This window comes from Larkinella knui (assembly GCF_003858645.1).
GTDB classification, from domain to species: domain Bacteria; phylum Bacteroidota; class Bacteroidia; order Cytophagales; family Spirosomataceae; genus Larkinella; species Larkinella knui.
The window spans coordinates 436,670-456,354 of sequence record NZ_RQJP01000001.1; the positions used below are offsets into that span (position 1 = coordinate 436,670).

Annotated in this window: 12 protein-coding genes; 1 reads left to right on the top strand and 11 read right to left on the bottom strand. The window is 51.2% G+C overall.

The genetic code is table 11. The annotated features are described in order from the left end of the window. Positions 1 to 404 precede the first annotated feature (404 nt). Entirely contained in the window at positions 405 to 986 is a 582-nt protein-coding gene (locus tag EHT87_RS31195) for an energy transducer TonB (protein WP_185716117.1), read from the top strand. Positions 987 to 1,036: 50 nt separating this feature from the next. Here the strand turns inward: EHT87_RS31195 and aac(6') are convergent, their stop codons facing one another. The 11 genes from aac(6') to EHT87_RS01790 form a co-directional block, all read right to left on the bottom strand. Then, on the bottom strand, positions 1,037 to 1,474 hold the full coding sequence (gene aac(6') / locus EHT87_RS01740; protein ID WP_124903224.1) for an aminoglycoside 6'-N-acetyltransferase: 438 nt from the start codon (positions 1,472 to 1,474) through the stop codon (positions 1,037 to 1,039). A 156-nt stretch (positions 1,475 to 1,630) separates the two neighbouring features. Next, a complete protein-coding gene (locus tag EHT87_RS01745; protein WP_124903226.1) occupies positions 1,631 to 2,440 on the bottom strand; it encodes a glycerophosphodiester phosphodiesterase in 810 nt (269 codons plus the stop codon). Beyond that, on the bottom strand, positions 2,440 to 4,221 hold the full coding sequence (locus EHT87_RS01750; protein ID WP_124903228.1) for a purple acid phosphatase family protein: 1,782 nt from the start codon (positions 4,219 to 4,221) through the stop codon (positions 2,440 to 2,442). The genes EHT87_RS01745 and EHT87_RS01750 overlap by 1 nt, the downstream gene beginning before the upstream one ends. Positions 4,222 to 4,293: 72 nt before the next feature. Beyond that, on the bottom strand, positions 4,294 to 5,670 hold the full coding sequence (locus EHT87_RS01755) for a PhoPQ-activated pathogenicity-related family protein (protein WP_124903230.1): 1,377 nt from the start codon (positions 5,668 to 5,670) through the stop codon (positions 4,294 to 4,296). Positions 5,671 to 5,734: 64 nt separating this feature from the next. After that, the gene (locus tag EHT87_RS01760; RefSeq protein WP_124903232.1) at positions 5,735 to 7,000 is read right to left on the bottom strand and encodes a hypothetical protein; all 1,266 of its coding nucleotides are present in this window, start codon (positions 6,998 to 7,000) and stop codon (positions 5,735 to 5,737) included. A gap of 111 nt (positions 7,001 to 7,111) precedes the next feature. Further along, a complete protein-coding gene (locus EHT87_RS01765) occupies positions 7,112 to 8,752 on the bottom strand; it encodes a SusD/RagB family nutrient-binding outer membrane lipoprotein (protein WP_124903234.1) in 1,641 nt (546 codons plus the stop codon). A gap of 23 nt (positions 8,753 to 8,775) precedes the next feature. Continuing rightward, the gene (locus EHT87_RS01770; RefSeq protein ID WP_124903236.1) at positions 8,776 to 12,183 is read right to left on the bottom strand and encodes a SusC/RagA family TonB-linked outer membrane protein; all 3,408 of its coding nucleotides are present in this window, start codon (positions 12,181 to 12,183) and stop codon (positions 8,776 to 8,778) included. Positions 12,184 to 12,298: 115 nt separating this feature from the next. Then, positions 12,299 to 13,939, bottom strand: coding sequence for a SusD/RagB family nutrient-binding outer membrane lipoprotein (locus EHT87_RS01775; protein WP_124903238.1), 1,641 nt, complete (start codon positions 13,937 to 13,939; stop codon positions 12,299 to 12,301). A gap of 21 nt (positions 13,940 to 13,960) precedes the next feature. After that, on the bottom strand, positions 13,961 to 17,638 hold the full coding sequence (locus tag EHT87_RS01780) for a SusC/RagA family TonB-linked outer membrane protein (protein ID WP_124903240.1): 3,678 nt from the start codon (positions 17,636 to 17,638) through the stop codon (positions 13,961 to 13,963). A 129-nt stretch (positions 17,639 to 17,767) separates the two neighbouring features. Then, positions 17,768 to 18,814: a FecR family protein gene (locus EHT87_RS01785; RefSeq protein WP_124903242.1), complete on the bottom strand. Its 1,047-nt coding sequence runs from the start codon at positions 18,812 to 18,814 to the stop codon at positions 17,768 to 17,770. A gap of 181 nt (positions 18,815 to 18,995) precedes the next feature. Further along, positions 18,996 to 19,535 (bottom strand): RNA polymerase sigma factor, encoded by a 540-nt coding sequence (locus EHT87_RS01790; protein WP_124903244.1) that lies wholly within the window; start codon positions 19,533 to 19,535, stop codon positions 18,996 to 18,998. Positions 19,536 to 19,685 lie beyond the last annotated feature (150 nt).

Consider the following 19,685-nt stretch of genomic DNA (forward strand, 5'->3'; position numbering starts at 1 on the left):
CAGAATATTTTACGTTCCCGGTTATGCAGCCGGGGACGGTACTTCTTGGAGAGAAAGAATTTCCGTGCCAGCTTGCTTACAGCGTGGCTAAGAATGAAGTTACTTATCGGTTAATGCATACAACAACGGTTGAACGGGTTCAGCCTGAGGCTTTTACACTCGGCGGTTATCGGTTTATCCGGCAGCCCATAAACGATCGAACCCGGTATGAGAGTTATTTTATGGTTTTAAAGGATGGAAAAACCAAACTCCTGAAAAATATAAAAAGCGAATTGCGGGTTGGAAAAGGGGATAATGGCTACGCAAAAGCCGACGAATTTCAAGGGCATTACCATGTCCAGGAACGGTATTTTATTAAAAAGGGAAATGCGTTTCCCGAAGCCATCAAGTTAACCGGTAAATCGGTGCTGGAGGTTCTGAAGGACCAGTCGGCGCGACTTTCTACCCGGTTGGATAGTGAGAAGATGAGCCCGGAAGCCATCATTGACGTATTAAAGTATTACGATACGTTAAACCCGAATGAACAGGTTCTTTCGGATGAATTGGCAACAAAGCCTGCTTTAAGCCGAGATCTACTTTTTAATCAGGTTATTCAAAATAAAATTTCATATCCGGGATTGGCCAGAAGTGAGCGCGTTTATGGGCGGGTTTACGCCGGATTTGAAATTGATGAGCGGGGCCAAGTTCAGAATATTGTCCTTCTAAGCCCCGAAAATGTCGGCTTTGGCTTTGATTATGCCGTGAAGCAAGCGCTAAAGAAGCTGCCGGTTTTAAGCCCTGAATACGCGGGGAAATATGCGTTACCGGTTGCCTTTACATTCACCAATCCGTCTAAAAATAAGACCGTTCAGGTGCCCGTTAACCGACTTCCGGCAGACCGGCTGGCCGAACGGATAGAACTGGAAGAAATTACGGTTTCTGTACCGGTTGGTGAAAGCTTCACCCAACGTCCAGAAGGGAGGGAAGTTTGGGGGTATTACAAATAGCGCTGTTCATTGGTCAAAACTGGTCCACCAGGCGCTCAATGGCATTCAGATTATAACTCTTTTATAAAACAAACGATCCGGTTGGCTTCGTTAAATCCGATTTTCCTGTGAAAGTCGATACTCGCTGAATTGGTCAGTTCGGCATCCGAAGCAAGGTGTCGACACCCCTTTTGTCGGCCCCATTCTTCACCAAGACTTACTAACTTTTTGCCAATTCCGAGTTGTTGATAGTCCGGTTTCACATAGACCGCTTCAAGATAAGCCACCGGTGATTCGTCGGCTCCTTCGACGTAATCCGTCCGAAGCGTTACATGAATAAAGCCAATGTAGCGGTTCTGGTCTCTGGCGAGGTAACAAATCGCATTCTCTGAATGCAGAACCTGCGTAAAATAGTCGTATTCTTCATCAAAGGTGCAGTCTGGCCAAAGTTCCAGAGCCAGTTCGGTTAACGGGCGAATGGTGTCCGCTGAAAGTACGTCGATGGTCATTTTAGTGTCTTTTTCCTGCGCTCTTTTAATCCGGTAAATAGACCACCTGATGCCTCATTTTGTTTAGAAGTGGGCACGGATGAATGGCCGGGAATTAAAATTTTTCCGGGCAAAAAACAGGGCGGGGCGGTTACACGGGCAACCACCCTGGCCTCTCTACTTTTTGCTTTCAATCTTCAGCTCACGCAGCGCCTGACTCACTTTCAACACATAATCCGTTTGAATCACGTCGATGCCCATCCGGGCGGCTTTCTGATACTGTTCGGCCGTCTCGAAAAAGCCGAGCGCATCCGAAAATACCTGAATACCGTTGCCGTGAATTTGCTGGATTAACTCGCTGGTGAGCGACGGCCACCGCACATCGAACGCGTAGGGGTGGAGCTTTTCAATTTTGCCCTTCAATTCTTCGGCATTGCGTAACGACGGCATCAGCTTCGCTTTCGGGGCCTCCTGTTTCAGGGTCAGCAAAAAATCGTCGGAGCCGTAGAAAATCGCATCGGTCAGAACGTCGAAGGCCGTCAGTTCGGCCACCAACGGTGCCGGGGCTACGTCCTTGCAATCGACGTACAGATTTACTTTCGCGGTATGGCCGGCGTTCCAGTCGCGGATCAGTTGGCAGACTTCTTTCAGGGTAGGAATCCGCTCGTCTTTGTAGTGTTCGTCGAAGCCTTTTCCGGCCGAGAGCTGTTTCACCTCGGCCAGCGTCAGGTTCTGAACCGGCCCCGAACCGCTCGTGGTCCGGTCGAGTTTGCCGTCGTGCAGAATCACCAGTTGGCCGTCTTTGGTGGTCCGAACGTCGATTTCAATATAACGGACGGGCATGGCCAAAACCGCCTTGAAGGTCGCCAGTGTGTTTTCCGGCGCCACCAGTGACGAGCCCCGGTGGGCCGAAATGAAGGGTTGGGCGTTGGCAAGGCTGAAAAATAGAGCCCCAAGTGCTGTTAAAAGGAATTGACGTGCGTACATTATTTTTTAATGGTTAATTCATCCTTCACCTTTCCATCCTGGTCAAAGCAGGTGTATACCAGCGTCTTTCCATCGATTTTCAGATGCTGATAAAGCGGCCCGTTTTTATACCGAACCACGGCATAATCGGCGTCCGGCCAGACTTTGTGCTCACTCGGAATGCCAATCGAAATGGTGTAAATCGTACCCTGAGCCGGGGAGGAAACCGGTTTTTCGGCAAACATCGGTTGGGTGCGCTGGTAATAATGAACGTGGCCGCTCATCACCATATCGACGTGGTATTGATCGAATAAGCGGCACCATTCTTTCCGGATGTCGGGATAGTCTTCTTCAAAATTATAAGGCGGAAAATGGAAAAACGCGAACTTCCACACGGCTTTTGAACCAGCCAGCTGTTCCCTGATCCAGGCCGTTTGGGCTTCAACCGGCGAGGTGGCATCGATCATCAAAAAGAGGGCATTCTGGTAGGTAAATGCGTACGTTTGTTCGGTCGGGACGTCCGTCGTTTTGGGTCCGTTTTTGGGTAAGCTGAACATTTCCTGATACATCCAGGCTCCCAAACCGTCCTGGCTGTCGTGGTTGCCGGGAATCGGCATGAGCGGTTTTTGCCGGAAAATGCCGCCGGAATAGAGCCACAATTCATCCCATTCGTTGCGGTGCAAGCCGGTGCTGACCAAATCACCGGCGATGGAATAAAACGCAATTTCGGGGTGACGAACGAGGGTTTTGCGGGCCATCGAACCCCAATCCGGCGATTTGTGCGTGTCCCCAAACCAGATGAACGAAAAACCGGTGGCCGATGCCGACTGCGTTTGAAACGAAGCCGGTGCTGACCAGCTTCCCGATTTGGACCCCACGCAGTAGCCGTACGTCCCCCCGGACTTGAGTCCGGAAAGCCCCGCCGTAAACCGGTTTACATACCGGTCATTCTGCAACAACCGGTCTTCCATCCGAAAAGCCGTTGCCGAAGCTGTCAGCGTATCTGTTGTCCCCGTGAGCCAATACTTCACGAGTCCGTCCGAAACCGTTGCGGCTGTCCGCCACTGTACATCCATCGTACTCGTCGGATCACCGCTCCAGGTCAACAGGATTTGATCCGGTTGGTCGGTAGCAGGATTCGGGGTTTTCCGAAAAGCACCGACTACGTGGGCTTCCCGCGCGCGCCCCCGAATGGTCTGGAAGAGCGTTTGGCCGCGCAAGGATTCCGGTACTTCGGTCAGCCTAAGGTCGCTCCAGTCGTGGTAGGTAAAAGCCCCAACCCGCATGGTGTCCAGCGTCTGCGAAGCCGGAAAGACGTTGGAAATGGTGACTTTATCCCCCGGTTTCTGCGGGCCGACACTGATGAAATAAACCGGCCGGTGTTTGTCGAATCCGTTGATCCCCAACTCCACTTTCCCGGCATCGAAATTTTTCTGCCAGACTTCGTACGTGAATTCTTCGTTTTTGACAATCCGATCGGTTTTCTTAAAACCGCTGTTTTCCAGCCAGAAGGGCTGTACTTTCTGCTCCTGATGGCGCATCAGAGAAACCGTTACCGGAGCGTCGACCTCGAAGGTTACATACCGGGTAGCCAGGACTTTTTTCTCGTCATCGGTCAGAAAATGAAGGACATACGACTGACTGATCGTGTCCAGCTGTTCCGGTTTGAGGGTTTTATAGAGCCGGGTTACGGCCCCATCCATGACGTCCTTTACCGAGGCAGTGGTTGGGTTGGAAGGGGTTTGGCAGGATGAAAAGTAGAGCGAAAGAAGGCCGAATAAGAACGGTAAGGTGGGCTTCATTGGTCGGTTTAGGGCTACAAAATAACCGCTGACAGCGGTCAAGGACCCTGTCAGCGGCAGCCGGGGAAAATGTTAAATCGAACTCGGTTTCAAAAATACTTCGTCATTATCCGACACAAACATGCGCGTACTTTCGGTATAGGTGCCACCGTTGGGATCGGCGTATTTCAGATCCACGTAAAACGCGTGGTAGCCGGATGCGGGATAGGCTTCCGAAACGTCCACTTTCGCTTTGTTTTTCAGGCCCAGGCTTTTGCTGGTCCAGGTTTCATTCCGAAAATCGGTATCGGTCGAATTGGCCGACCAGACGATGACATCGACCAACGCATCAGACGTGGTTTTGATCGAAACATCGACTCCTTTTTTCGTGCTCGTTGCATTCCATTTGCAAACCGGATACGACTTTTTCGCCATCGTCATGCCAAAGAAAGCGCCCAATCCTTCGAAAGCCGACTTGCCGTCGCCCAGGCTGTGACCGGCGTTCGGCACGTAATGAATCATGTTGTCGCCCGGAATATCATCGAAATAATTTTTGATGTTATCCACCACCCAATACTCGTCGTTGGTGCCCATAATAATCATCTTTGGCATCGTTAAATTCTTCCGGTATGAATACGGATCGACCATCGTATTGATCGCATTTCCGCTCGCTGTCCGGGCCGCCTGCGGAATGCCGAGTTTAACATAATCCTCAATCTGGATGCTGTATTCTTTCCACACTTTTACCTGATAATCCAGGCTAACCGGCATGTTCAGAATGTCGATCACCATCGGGGCAATGGCGGCCACCCGTTTGTCGTTTGCGCCCGTTAGCCAGGTTGTCCAGCCGCGTTTCGAAGCGCCCGAAACCACAAACCGGGTGATGTCATGTTTCAGCGTTTGTTTCGAGAATTCCTGAACGGCATCCATCGCCCGAACTGCACTTTTCACCATTGGAAACAGCAAAGGCCAGGTATAATCGCCGTCTTTTTTAAACTGATGGAGCGTATACGAGATCAGCGCATCTTCCGTCAGGTTGTCATACAACGGTTGATTGGGCGTTTGTTTCAGGAGGGTCACAATCGCTTTGTTCTTGGTGGCAATGCCGGCCAGTCCCTGCAACACTTTGTCTTCCTGGCCTTTAGCGTTCCAGTTCGGTTGCTCGTTTTTGTTGGAGCCGCCGGTAATGAACAAAAGCGCACCGTCGTACTTGTTTTCTTTCGGAACCAGAACGGTCATTTGATGCCGCCAGGTATGTTCGCGCCATTTCTGCGAAGTCAGCAGCAGGTTATACGCTTTTACATCGCCCATATCGAAGGAATCTTTCAACTCCCAGGTATAGGTTTTATCATCGTTGTGCAGGTAACTCTGGAGTGCCGTTTCCGGCGTAACAGGTCCTTTTTTCGGGGAATCAAACGACAGAAAAAATAGCGTTAAAAACAGAGTCAATGGGGTTAACAATCGTTTCATTGCAGTATTTGGTTTTTAGTTATTGGGGATTTTAATTTTCAGTTGTGAAGGTTCTGTACGGTTTTTATTGCTCGGGTTTAGGGCTTTCCGCTACGGCTTTTAAAGCCTGTTCCATGTAAATTTCGCCGGTCAGTTCGCCCAGGCTGGTTCGGCTGATGTAGTCGTACCGTTTAAAGCTGTTAAAATCGACTTTGGTCAGCATGTAGCCAAAAGCATCGTTGGTGAGTCCGAACAAAAACGGGTATTTGGTATTCATGTGTCGCTTTACATAAAAACCGATGTTCGGTAAGGCTTCCCCCGGAACGGTCAGAATCTGGGCCGGGCCGATGTTCAGCAAATTCAGTTGGGTCGTCACGTTATCGGAGCTACTGAGTTTATACCCCAACGGCGAATTTTTGATGATGTATTTCATCAGATCCGATTGAATCGGAAATTCGATCATTCGACTGGCGCAATAGACTGACGGGTTTTCCAAAACCGGAGCGGTACTGACAATCCGCAAGGCTTCGTCGCCCAGCAACTCCCCAATCCGGATGCATTCTTCCCAGGTGTTGGCTTCGGTTCCGCCCTCGCGCCGGACGTCCGCCGTGACCATACCGCCCTGGGCGCCGTTCATGAAAATTGCCATGCCGCCGGTTTTGGATTCGATTTTGTCGTACAACGGGCCGCACAAATCCGGACTCAGAATACCGCGTGCCGAGCCGATGACTTCGGGGTGAATGGCATAATTGACCAGCGTAACAATCGGTTTGCCTTTGCTGGCACCCGCCGACGCGATGGCCTGAATAACGCCACAGCGCGGATCGTATAAATCGGGGGCATAATAATTAAACGCGATTTTTCCTTTTGCTTCCCCAACGGCTATTTTCAGACTGGCGGGTTGCAGGTTCTTAACGGCTTCTTCAACGGCTTCGGCAATTTGCGCTACGCATTTATTCAGGTAGGGCAGATCTGCCAGCGCCTTTCCCGACTGATCCGGAAAACCGTAAGCGTCCGGACCGCTGTGCGTATGGGTGGCACCAATGAGCACATTGCCTGGTGGAATACTCTTGATCAGCGCCCGGGATTTGTTGCCCAAAACGGAAGGCCAGCCGAGGTTATCGACGCTGACAATCGCAATGCGCGTCGCGCCTTTTTCCAGCACAAACGCCCGAACGAACAGATCGCCTTTTTTCTCCGTGGCGGGTTTAGGCGTTCCGATTCCGCCTGAAATGGGCAGCAACGGACTGGGCGTGATGACCCGCAGAGCCGCCCCCGCCCGAAGCTGCTGGGCCCGGACGGAAAAGGTGAGCAGCGTGAAAACAAAACAAACAAGCAGGGTCTTTTTCATGGATTTTAAAACGACAAAGAGTATAGACAAGAGATGGCGAGTGAAAGGCCACGTTGCCGGCCGGTTTGCTTTCCTCCCTTGTCTATACTCTTCTTTTTACTTTTCAGGCTATTACCACGGTTTACCGGTGCCCTGTAAAACCCACGGTTTCGACCAGGGGCTGTTTTTACCATCGGCTTCCGAGTTAGGTGTCAATTCCAGACGGCCAATGGCGACATCGGAATTGGCTTTGTTCAGATTCCGCTCATCGAGCATGTAATAAAACCGGACGGGCAGCACTTTGCGCTTGGAACTCGGGCCGGTTTTCAATACCGGAAAACCGGTCCGGCGGTAATCGAACCAGGCTTCGGTGGCGGCTGTCCAGCTGGCCATCCATTTCTGCTCGATAATCTGCTGCTGGGTTCCGTTATAAGCAACCGCTTTCTGGGCGATGTAGGCCGGATACGCACTGGCGACGCCCCAGGTTTCCATGGAAGCTTTGACGCCCGCTTCGTACCGCGCTTTGGCATCCCCCGCGGCCCAGCCTTTTTGGGCAGCTTCGGCCAGAATGAAGTTCACTTCCGACGCCGACATCAGCCGGGCTTTCAGCAGTGGACCCTTGGCGGCTTTGTAGATGTCGTTCAGCCACGAAACGTGCGGATTTTTAGCCGCCTGTTCAGCCGTTGGGCTCAGGTTGTAGGACGCCCCACCGACAATGGCCGTTGGTAGTCCTACGTAGTTTGGATCCGTATTGACGTCTTTTCCCACCACTTTATCCGGCGACAAATACCGTTTGCCATCAATGATTTTATCGGTACCGGCCGGAAGCGTGGCATCGACTACCAGCGGAATCTGCACTTTGTTGGCCCAGACCGGCAGGCGCGGGTCGCTGACCGCCAGCAGTGCTTTCACGAACGTATCACTCATTTTCAACCGGCGGTAATTGCTTTCGCTGGCGTCGTAGGTCGTATTGGCTGGCCACGAATCGGAATCGCTGTTGCCGGCAAACGGCATGGCGGCATCGTCGGCAGAAGCCGTAATGATCGGATACTGCGTGGCGTTGGCGATGATTTTTTCGATACCGGCTTTGGCCACATCCGGTTTTTTCAGCGAAAGCCGCATGTAATACCGCAACGCCAGCGAGTTGGCCAGTTTCCGCCATTTGGCCGGGTCGCCTTTGTAATAGACATCCGCCGATTCGGCAGTGCTGTTGTAGGCGCTTTTGGCTTTCGACAGCAGGGTGTTGGCTTTTTCCAGATCGGCCAGAATGCCGGTGTAAATGGCTTCCTGGGTGTCATAAACCGGAAACGTGTTTTCTGTACCACCCACGGCCCCTTTCAAGGCCTGGCTGTAGGGCGCATCGCCCCAGAGGTCGGTGATCAGACCGAACACCATGGACTTCATGACCAGCGCAATGCCCTGATGGAGTTCGAAATTCAATTCCACCGAGCGGTTGTAGACGAACTGGTTGTTGCGCAGAATATCGTAATAACTGCTCCAGCTTTGACTACCACCCCAGTCGTAATCGTTGTGACCACCGCTCCAGCCGTCTTTCTGGGTATGTTGCATGACGCCAGCAATGTCCTGATAGCCCAGGTTTACGAAGGCTTTGCCGGTTTCGGTCAGGACGGTCGATAAAACCAGGTTCGGGTGCGCCGTTGTCGGTTGCACGCCGTTGGGATTCACGTTCAGATCGGTTAAATCTCTGCAGGAAAAAACCGTCAGGGCAAACAGAACAACGGGAATCAGCAGTTTATGGGTGAAAATTTTCATGGTTTTTGAGAAGATCGGGTTACTTAAAATGTTAAACCAAGCCGGAAGCCAACCGGAATCACCCAGGGCGTTACGTTATACCGCTCAATGCCTTGTTTGAACTGAATACCGGAGCTTTGCACGCCCGATTCCAGCTGAAAAGCCATTTCCGGATCGATGCCGATTTTGGCCGCCGTCCACAGAATAATGTTCCGGCTGTAGACCGATACGTTCGCATTTTGCAACCCCAGACGTTTCACAAAGCCCTGCGGCAGTTCATAGCCCAGGGACACTTCGCGGAGTTTCAGGAACGAGGCATCAAACATGACGGCCCGCGAAAAAGCCCAGGAGGTTGCTCCCGCAAAGGGCAGCATCAGCGTTCCCGGACCCCCTAAATTCTCTTTGTAACCGGTTGGTTTTCCGGTTTCATCGTAACCCGTTGCCAGCACGCCCGGGATGAATACCCCGCCGTGGGGCAGCGTATACGGGCCATATTTGAACGGATAGCCGCCGTAGTCGGGCGTTGGTCCACCCACCAGCGGGAAGTTATTACCGTTCATTAAAATCATTTTGTCCTGGTTGGCAACCAGGTAATTCCGCAAGGCGTCGCCGGTCAGCCCGTTCGGGTTGATCAATTTATCCAGAAACAACTGCGACCGGCCGTCTTCTTCGCCGTAGCGATAGGTTTGCGAAACAAAATCACCACCGTTGCGCCAGTCGAACGTCATGTTCAGGCTGAAACCCCGGTAGGTAAGCGACGTTTGCATTCCGAGAATAAAGCGCGGGTTAAAATTGCCGATTTTGTTTCTGGTGTTGATGGCATCGATGGCCTGCCATTTGCCGGTTTGGTCCAGAATCGGGTAGCCGTAATACGGTGAATTTTTGTCTTCCACCGTCACAACTTTCGCGTCGTAAAGATCGCCGATTTCATCCCCTACGTAGGTCCAGGCACCGCCTTTGGCATCGGTCCAGAGCGTGAAATAGGGGAGGTCGTCGGATAGTTTTTTGATGGTGGTACGGTTGCGGGTCAGGTTGGCGTTCACATCCAGGCGCCAGCCGTTTTTCTCGATGGGTGTTCCGCCCAGAGTAAACTCATAGCCTTTGCTGACCAGTAACCCGGCGTTGATGTTTTTCAAGGAGTAGCCCGAAGACGGCGGGGTTTTGGTGCTCAGGATCTGGTTGCGGTTTTCCGAAACGTAATACGTGGCACTGGCCCGCAGCCGGTTTCTGAACAGACTGACATCCAGACCAACTTCCTTTGAGGTCGCAATTTCCGGTTTCAGGTTCGAGATCAGCAGCGTTCCCGGAACGTTCAACCGGGGAATACCGTCCCAACTCCCGGCGTTGTCCAGCGTGCTCAGGAGCATGTACGGATTGGCATCGTTCCCCACCTGGGCGATACCACCCCGCAGTTTGAGCAAGCTAATGGAGCTCGAAACCGGCAGAATTTCATTCAACAGCACACTCAGCGAAGCCGAGGGATAGAAATAGGAGCGGTTGGCGGCCGGCAGCGTGCTCGACCAGTCGTTCCGGGCCGTCAGGTCCAGATACACCATGTCCTTGAAGCTCAGGTTGGCCAAGCCATACAGGCTGTAAATACCGCGCTCATAGCGGGTGCTGTTGTAGTCGAGGTTGGCTGGCGAAATGTTCTGAATCGTGAACACGCCCGGTACAATCAGGCCCGTACCGCCCCGGGTTGCGGTGGTAACGTTCGAGCCTTTCTGATACCGGTAATTGCCACCCACCGAGAAGGAGATGCCAAAATGACTGACTTCTTTTTTGTACGAAGCCAGAAAGTCGATGTTGTTTTCAAACGGTTTGAGGTTGATTACGCCGTAAGCTCCGCGGGGATCGTTGGTGTAACTATTGGCAATTTTGGTTTCCCGCTCTTCCGTGTACGTATCCAGCGCATACCGGCCCATAAAGCTCAGGTCTTTGGTAATCTGCCAGTCCAGTTTCATGTTCCCGAAAAGCCGGTCGCGGGTGAATCCGTTGTTGACTTCATTGGCCAGAAAATACGGGTTATTGTAAATGCCGTTGTATTGCGTACGTTGCTGCAACCCCACCTGGCCGGGCATCCAGTAGTCTTTCAAATCCCGCAGATCGATGTGGGGAGACGTATTGTAAGCCGCCTGAAGCGGATTACTTCCGCGGTTTCCGGCCGGGCGGTTGTTCGAACTGTTGCGGCTGATGTCCAGATTAGTGCTCAGACGCAACTGGTTGTTCAACTTCATCGATGTACTGAGATTCAGCGTATTTTTGAAGAGGTCCGAATTCGGGATGATCCCGTGGTTCTGCATGTTCGAATACGAAATCCGGTACGTAATCTGGTCGTTGCTGTTGGCAACGGAAATTCCGTTGGTGGTGGTGATGCCGGTCTGTACAAAATTCTTCACGTTGTTGGGATGCGACACCAGCGGCATCGGAATGGGTTTTCCGTTCGCATCCAGCGGGCTGTTCCACTGCACTTCTTCGTACCCTTTGTCCAGAGCCGCCCCGTAGGTTGCGCCAATCTGCTCCTCGATCAGCTTGCCGAACGGGTTGGTGAGCGGGTTTTTGCTGATGGAAACCGGAATGGCCGAATACTGGCCCGAGCCAAAGCTGGTTTGCCATTTCAGGAATTTGTAGGGTTTGTCAAAAACCGTATTGGAGGTGATGGTTACCGTCAGCTTTTTGACTTTCGACCCACTTTTGGTCGTGATCAGCACCACCCCGTTTCCGGCCCGTGTGCCATACAGGGCGGCTGCGCTGGGGCCTTTCAGGATGGAGATCGTTTCGATATCGTCGGGGTTCAGACCGGAAATGGCGTTGCCATAATCCACGCGGTTGTCGTTCCCCACCTGACTCACGTTGTTGAGCGTGTTGGCAATCGGAACACCGTCGACGACGAACAGCGGCTGATTGTCGCTGCTGAGCGATTTGGCACCCCGAATGACCATGCTGACCGACGAACCGGTTCCGCCCGTGGCGCTGATAGTAACCCCCGCCACTTTCCCGGCCATGCTGTTGAGCACGTTTTCCTGAACCACGCGCGTGAGGTCCTTGCCGTCGATTTTTCCCACCGAGTAGCCCAGCGATCGTTCTTCGCGTTTGATACCGAGGGCGGTTACGACGGCTTCCTGCAAGGTTTCGGCGCTTTCCGTCATCGTTACGTCAATGGTGTTACGGTTCCCAATCTGAACTTCTTCGGTTTTGTACCCAATGTACGAATAAACGAGTGCGGGACTGGAGCCACTGACTTCCAGCGAATACCGGCCGTTGATATCACTGGTGGTTCCAACGGTGGAACCTTTGATGAGCACATTGACGCCGGGGATGGGGGAGTTGTCGGTTCCCAATTTGATGGTGCCGGTGATTCGCCGGGACTGCGCCCAGGCTGGCGTGAGGCAACCCGCCAGCAACCATGTGGCGACAAACAAATACCTCAGTAGAACAATAGATGTTTTGGTCATAGTAATTAGGTGTGATTAGGAAGATAAAAAGCTTAAATATAATTATTAGTATGTAAAAAGGGTGGAGTAATCCACCCTTTTTACAATTTTTATCCGTAAAAATAACTAAGTACGACTACCAGGGCTTACCGGTTCCCTGAATCAGCCAGGGCTTTGACCAGGGGCTGTTTTTGCCCTGGGCCTGCGAATAGGTGGTTGTTTCCAGTTTGTCGGCAGCGGCCGTTGCATTTTTAGCGTTGATGTTCATCTCATCTTTCATGTAATAGAAACGAACGGGCAACACCGCTCTTTTGGCCGCAGGGCCCGCTTTCAGTTCCGGGAAACCGGTCCGGCGGTAGTCAAACCAGGCTTCTGTGGCAGCTGTCCAGCTGGCAATCCATTTTTGCTGAATCACCTGCTTGATCGTTTTGTCAAAGGCTACGCCCGGATTGGTAATGTACGTAGCGTAATTACTACCCACCGTCCAGGTGTTCAGCGACGCTTTAATACCCGCTTCGTAATGGGCTTTGGCATCACCCGCAGCCCAGCCTTTCAGAGCCGCTTCGGCCAGAATGAAGTGAACTTCGGCGGCCGAAACCAGCCGTGATTTCAGCAGAGGCCCTTTGGCGGCTTTGTAAATATCGTTCAGGAACGATACGTGCGGATTGAAGGACGTCTGACCCGGTGTCGGGTTGAGGTTGTAGGCTGACGGCAGCGCTGAAACGCTCGGTGGCAAACCCACGTAATCCGGATCGGTGTCGATAACCGTAGTGCCCACTTTGTCGGGTGACAAATACCGCTTTCCATTCACGATCTTGTCGGTTCCGGCCGGTAAAGTAGCATCAACAACGAGCGGTATTTCGACTTTATTCGCCCAGATCGCCAACCGGGGGTCTTTCAACGCCTGCAAGGCTTTCACAAACGGGGCGCTCATTTTAATCCGGCGGTAGTTGCTGCCACTGATGTCGTATACCGAGTTGGCGGGCCATGACGTTCCGTCACTCGTTCCGGGGAAGCTCATGGTGGCGTCGTCGGTTTCGACCGAAATGATCGGATATTGAGCCGCACCGGCAACAATCTTTTCGATACCGGCTTTGGCTACGTCGGCTTTCTTGCTCGAAATGCGCATGTAATACCGCAGCAGGAGCGAGTTGGCCAGCTTCCGCCATTTGGTCGGATCACCTTTGTAGTATACGTCCGCTTCATCGACGATGCTGGAGTATTCGGCCTTGGTTTTTGACAACAAGGTGTTCGCTTTTTCCAGATCGGCGATAATGCCGGCATAAATAACTTCCTGCGAATCGTAGACTGGCGTGATATTTTCGACTCCGCCCAGGTCGCCTTTCAGTGCATTGGTATAGGGAGCATCGCCGTACAGGTCCGTAATCAAACCAAAGACCATCGACTTCATCACCAGGGAAACACCCTGATGAAATTCGAGCTTCTGATCAACGGCCCGATCATACAGCAACTGGTTGTTGCGCAGAATATCGTAATAGCCGCTCCAGCTCTGGCCGTCGGTCCAGTCGTAGTCGTTGTGACCGCTCGACCACGCGTCTTTCTGCGTGTGTTGCATCACCCCGGCGATGTCCATGTAGCCTAAGTTCACAAATGCTTTCCCGGTTTCGGTCAGGACCGACGGCAGCACCAGGTTCGGGTTCACCGTTTCGGGCTCAACACCGTTGGGGTTTACGTTCAGCTCGGTTAAGTCCTTACAGGAAAAGAAGGTCGTTAACAGCGCGACGAAAACAATGGATTTTTTAGACAAGATCTTCATACTCATGAAGTTTATAATGGCTTAAAAAGTTAAGTTAAGCTTGAACCCGACCGGCATCACCCAGGGCATCACGTTGTAGCGTTCGATACCTTGTTTGAACTGCGTACCGGCCTGCGCTCCGGCCTGTGGCTGGAAAGCCATTTCGGGATCGATACCGATTTTGGCGGCCGTCCACAGAATGATGTTCCGGCTGTAGACACCGATTTGCGCATTCTGGATACCCATTCGTTTGGTGAACGTTGCGGGCAGATCATACGCCAGCGATACTTCTCTCAGCTTGATAAACGACGCATCGAACAAAGCCGCCCGCGTAAAGTCCCAGGGATAGTTGTCGCCATACGGAATGATTTTCGTGCCCGTACCGCCCAGGTTTTCTTTGTAACCGGTAACCTTTCCTTCGGCATCATACGTAGCGATAACGCCGGGGTTAAACACGCCGTAAGGGTAGGTGTTGCCACCGTATTCGAAAGGGAAACCGCCGTATTCGGCCGTTGGGCCACCGACAATCGGGAAGTGATTGCCCGTAACTTTGATGTATTTATCAGGATCAGATTTCAGCATGTTGGCCAGGGCATCACCCGACAAACCGTTCGGATTGATCAGTTGATCCAGGAAACGCTGCGATCTCAGGTCCGATTCGCTGTAGCGGTAGGTTTGCGAAACAAAATCACCGCCGTTCCGCCAGTCGAACGTCATGTTCAGGTGGAAGCCCCGGTACGACAGGGACGTCTGCAGACCAAGGATGAAATTGGGGTTGAAATTCCCGATCTTATTGCGCGCATTGCTGGCACTAACCGATTGCCATGAGCCGTCGCTGTCCAGAATCGGATAGCCGTAATAGGGCGAGCTTTGGTCGGTTACCGTAACGATTTGCGAATCGTAAATATCCCCTATTTTTTCGCCCACGTACGTCCAGGCACCGCCTTTGGCATCCGTCCACAAGGTGTAGAAATCCAGGCCCGGCGACAGTTCCTTGATGGTCGTTACGTTCCGGCTCAGGTTGGCGTTGAGGTCCAGTCTCCAGCCGTTTTTCTCGAGTGGCGTACCACCCACGTTGAATTCAAAGCCTTTGCTGACCAGCAAACCGGCGTTGATGTTTTTGGAGGTGAAGCCCGATGAAGGGGGTAGTTTGGTCGGGATGATCTGGTTACGGTTTTCCATCACGTAATACGACCCGGAGACCCGCAGACGATTGCGGAACATCGCCAGGTCAGCCCCGACTTCGTAGGATGTTGCCAGTTCGGGTTTCAAATCCTTCAGAAGGTTCGAACCGGGTTTGAACAGACGGGTCAGTCCGTCCCAGGATTCATAGCTTCCCAGCGTGCTGATCAAGTTATAAGGACTCGTATCGTTACCCGAACGGGCCACATTACCCCGGATTTTCAACAGGTTGATGTGGTTGGAAATCGGGATCATTTCATTCAGCAGCACACTGAGCGAAACGGCCGGATAGAAATAAGACCGGGCGTTTTCCGGTAACGTACTCGACCAGTCATTCCGGGCCGACGCGTCAAGGAAAATCATGTCTTTGTAACCCAGCGTACCCAGTGCATACAAGCTGTTGACACCCTTCTGATTCCAGCTGCTTTCGTATTGGATGTTGGCCGTGGCGATGTTCTGCAACGTAAACAAACCGGGAATCACCAGACCGGTTCCGGATTTGCTGCCGTTATACACATCGGTGTATTTCTGATACCGCAAGTTGCCACCACCGGAAACCGATACACTGAAATCCTTGATGTCTTTCTTGTAGGTCAACAAAAAATCGGCATTGCGTTCGTAGCGTCCCAGGTTCCGAATTCCGTAAAAGCCGCGGGGTTCACCGGTATAGCTGTTGGCCATGGTGGTCGTGCGGTCTTCCTGATACGTATCCAGTGCATACCGGGCCATGAAGCTCAGGTCTTTGGTGATCTGCCAGTCGGCTTTCAGGTTTCCGAAAAGACGGTCACGGGTGAAAGCATTGTTGACTTCGTTGGCGATAAAGTACGGGTTGTTATAATTGCCGATGGCCTGTGAATTTTGCTGCAAACCTTCTTTGCCCGGCACCCAGTAGTTCTTCAGTTCATTGATGTCGATGTGCGGAGATACCGCATACGCCCACTGCAACGGGTTCGTACCGCGTTCGCCGGCGGGGCGGTTGTTGGAATTGTTGCGGCTAAAGTCGAGGTTCGTGCTCACCCGCAATTTATTACTCAGTTTGACCGACGAGCTCAGGTTCAGCGTATTTCTGAACAAATCCGAGTTGGGGATGATTCCCCGGTTGGTCATGTTCGAATACGATAACCGGTACGTAACCAGGTCATTGCTGTTCGAAATTGACACCCCGTTGGTGGTCGTGATACCGGTTCTGACAAAATCCCGGACGTTGTTGGGGTGCGAAACCAGATCGGTCGGAATCTGTTTGCCGCTGGCATCCCGCGGGCTATTCCACTGAATGGCTTTGTAGCCCTTGTCCAGTTCCGGACCGACACCGCCGGCCGATTTTTCATCGATCATCAGGATTCCACCCGGATACGGGTTCTTGTCGGGCGTAAAGGGCAGAATTCCCGTGGCAAATTTGGAGTGCATGTCCAGAAACTTATACGGGCGGTCAAAAACCGTATTGGAGTTGATATTGACCGTCATCTTCTTGGCCGAGCCTCCGCTTTTGGTCGTAATCAGCACCACCCCATTGCCCGCGCGTGAACCATACAGAGCCGCAGCACTGGGACCTTTCAGGATGGAAATGCTTTCGACATCGTCGGGGTTGATGCTGGAAATGGCGTTACCGTAATCCACCCGGTTGTCGCTACCGGCCTGACTGACGTTGTTGAGCGTATTGGCGATGGGCACACCGTCCACCACAAACAGTGGCTGGTTGTCGTTGCTCAGGGATTTGGCACCGCGGATCACCATACTCACCGACGAGCCCGTTCCGCCGGTCTGGCTGATGGTCACCCCGGCCACTTTACCGGCCATGGAGGTCAGTACGTTTTCAGGAGCGATCCGGCTTACTTCCTTTCCTTCCACTTCGCCAACGGCATACCCCAGTGACCGTTTTTCGCGTTTGATACCGAGGGCCGTAACAACGGCTTCCTGTAAGGTTTCCGCGCTTTCTTCCATCGAAAGGTCAACCGTGTTCCGGCTGCCAACGGCAACTTCCTGGCTCACAAAACCGATGTAGGAAAAAACCAGTACGGGATTCGTACCGCTGATGTCGATGGTATACCGGCCATTGCCGTCGGTGTTGGAACCCGTCTGGGTGCCCTTCAGGACAATGTTGACACCCGGCAGGCCCGAACCATCCTTGCTCGAGGTAACGCGGCCACTCACCTTGCGGGTTTGTTTGGCATCGTTTGATTCGGCCGCACCGGTTTTTTTCCGGATAACGATGTTCTTATTAATCGCCTTGAATTCCAGCGTCGACTGCTGCGAAATGCTGGCTAGAATGCTTTGTAGATTTGTTCCATTTTCAATTTTAACACGCTTTTCCAGATCGCTTTTTAAATTATCCTCGTAAAGAAAAACATAACCGGTCGTTTTGGTGATCTTTTCGATGATTCGACTGATCGATCCTTCTTCCCGGACCAGGGTTATTTTGACGTTTTCCAAATCGGTTTCGGGTCGATCAGCCCAAGCTGCCGGGAGGCACAATCCCGTTAGCAATGCTACTGTACACAAATGCCTTAGCATTCGTGGAATAATAGAGTTCGAGTTCATAGATGTATTGATTAGGTAGTGATAATCCAGAAGATAAAAATGCATTTAATTTTATCCTTTAAGTCGCTTGCGGGGTCAAATTAAGAGGTGTTTTCCGTCATTTTCATCTTTTCTCTTTTTAAGATATTGTTAATTTCTGATCACAACCGTTCTGCCGTTTATTTCATACTGAGCATCAATGGCATACGTAATTGATTCCAGCATGGAAGTAAGACTTTCATTGAAATGAACACCGGTAAAAGACGTGTTGTAAAGGGCCTTATTTTCAATAATTATATCGACATCGTACCACTTTTCAATGGCCCGTTCGACACTGAGCATGGGCGTATTATTAAATTGGAGCGAACCGTTCACCCAGCTGCTTTCCTGAGCCGCATTTACATCGGTAATCTTAAACTCTCCTGAGGCTTTGTTATAGATAAGTTTTTGGTCTTTTATAAGAATAATTGGAGTCGATGAATTGGAATTTAAATTAACACTAACCCGGCCCGACCGTACCGTTATTTCGACTTCATTTTCGTCGTTATAATTCTTTACGTTAAAAGATGTTCCGAGTACTTTTATCTTTAAATCGCCGGCCGAAATAACGAACGGTTTTGATTCATCCCGTTCCACATTAAAAAAGGCTTCACCCTGTAGATATACCGTTCGTACGGTGTGATCAAAGGCTTTGGGAAAACGTAATTTGGTGTCCGAATTTAACTTGACCAGACTGCCGTCGCTCAGTCGTAAATTTTTGCGTTTTCCGCGCGGCACCGTTTCTTCCTTGGTATGAGGACTTGCGGTAGAGGCTGCTTTGGTGGTTCGATTCAGGGCCGTCAGGGGATAGGACTTGCTGGCAGAAACGAAATAATACAGGGTTCCCAGACTGAAAAGCAGCGCGATAAAGGCCGCTATTCCTTTATAATCGGTATAAAACTTTTGAACGGGTAACCGGGTCGTGGTTCGCTTTGCCTGGGCACCTTGATTGTCACGATCCGGGTTGATGGTCAGTTCGGGTTTGGAAGCAGGATTTTCTTCTTCAATCAGGGCATTAAAATAGTTTTCGAGAACCGATGAATAAGGCTCCAGCATCTCATCTTTCCCCAATCCTTCCAGTAATTCATCCAGTTCTTTCTCCGTCAGCGTATTGCTGATGAGCTTATTAATTAAATATTCGGCGCGAGACCGTACCATTCCCGTCGTAGTTTGGTAAGTTGTCTATAATACTGTGCCGATGCTGTAAAAGACTATTGCTCAGAGAAATATTTTTGATGAGAGCCCGGTATGATTGGGTTTTTGTAGCAGCAAAAAACCACTCGAACCGGTGTGTCGAATGGTTTTCCGTACCCAAAGTCGGGGAAGTGGATAGTCGTACTCAAAGAGCGGCCATGTCGACCTTCTCCCGCAGAAACTGCTTGGCCTTGACCAACTGATTCTTGACGGTATTTTTTGAAATCATCAGCATTTCGGCAATCTCCTGATACGATTTTCCTTCTTCAATATTGAGAAATAGAATTTGTTTCCGTTTTTCCGACAGAAGATTTACCGCTCTGTAGAGAATCTGAAACTTCATTTCCTTGTCTTCCAATTCTTCATCGCGGAGGGCGGTCATTTTCTCCAGGTATTGCTGCTTCAACTGGTTGTTTTTTTCCACCTTTTTCAGATGGTCGAAGGCCATATTGCGTAAGCAGGTAAATAAATAGGAGGTAAAATTAAGGGCAGGGTTAATTTGCGATCGGCGATCCCAGATTTTAATAAATACTTCATGGATCATGTTTTCTGCCTCTTCTTCGTCTTTGAGGAGGGTAATGCAGAACTTAAGGGCCGGTGTCCGGTAGTACTTATATAGCTCCGCGAATGCAGCCTGATCGCCCTGGATCACTTTGCGGAGAATACGTTCGTTAAGACAATCCATTGTAGTGGGTGATTAGGAATCGTTAAAATTACGGGCGGTTGGGTACTGATACACTTCAACGGTATGGACTGACCAGGCTAATGGCCTGTTGGTAAGCTAAAATAGACGATTTTATTTTAAAAATGCGTCGCAAAATGCGTAAATCTACCC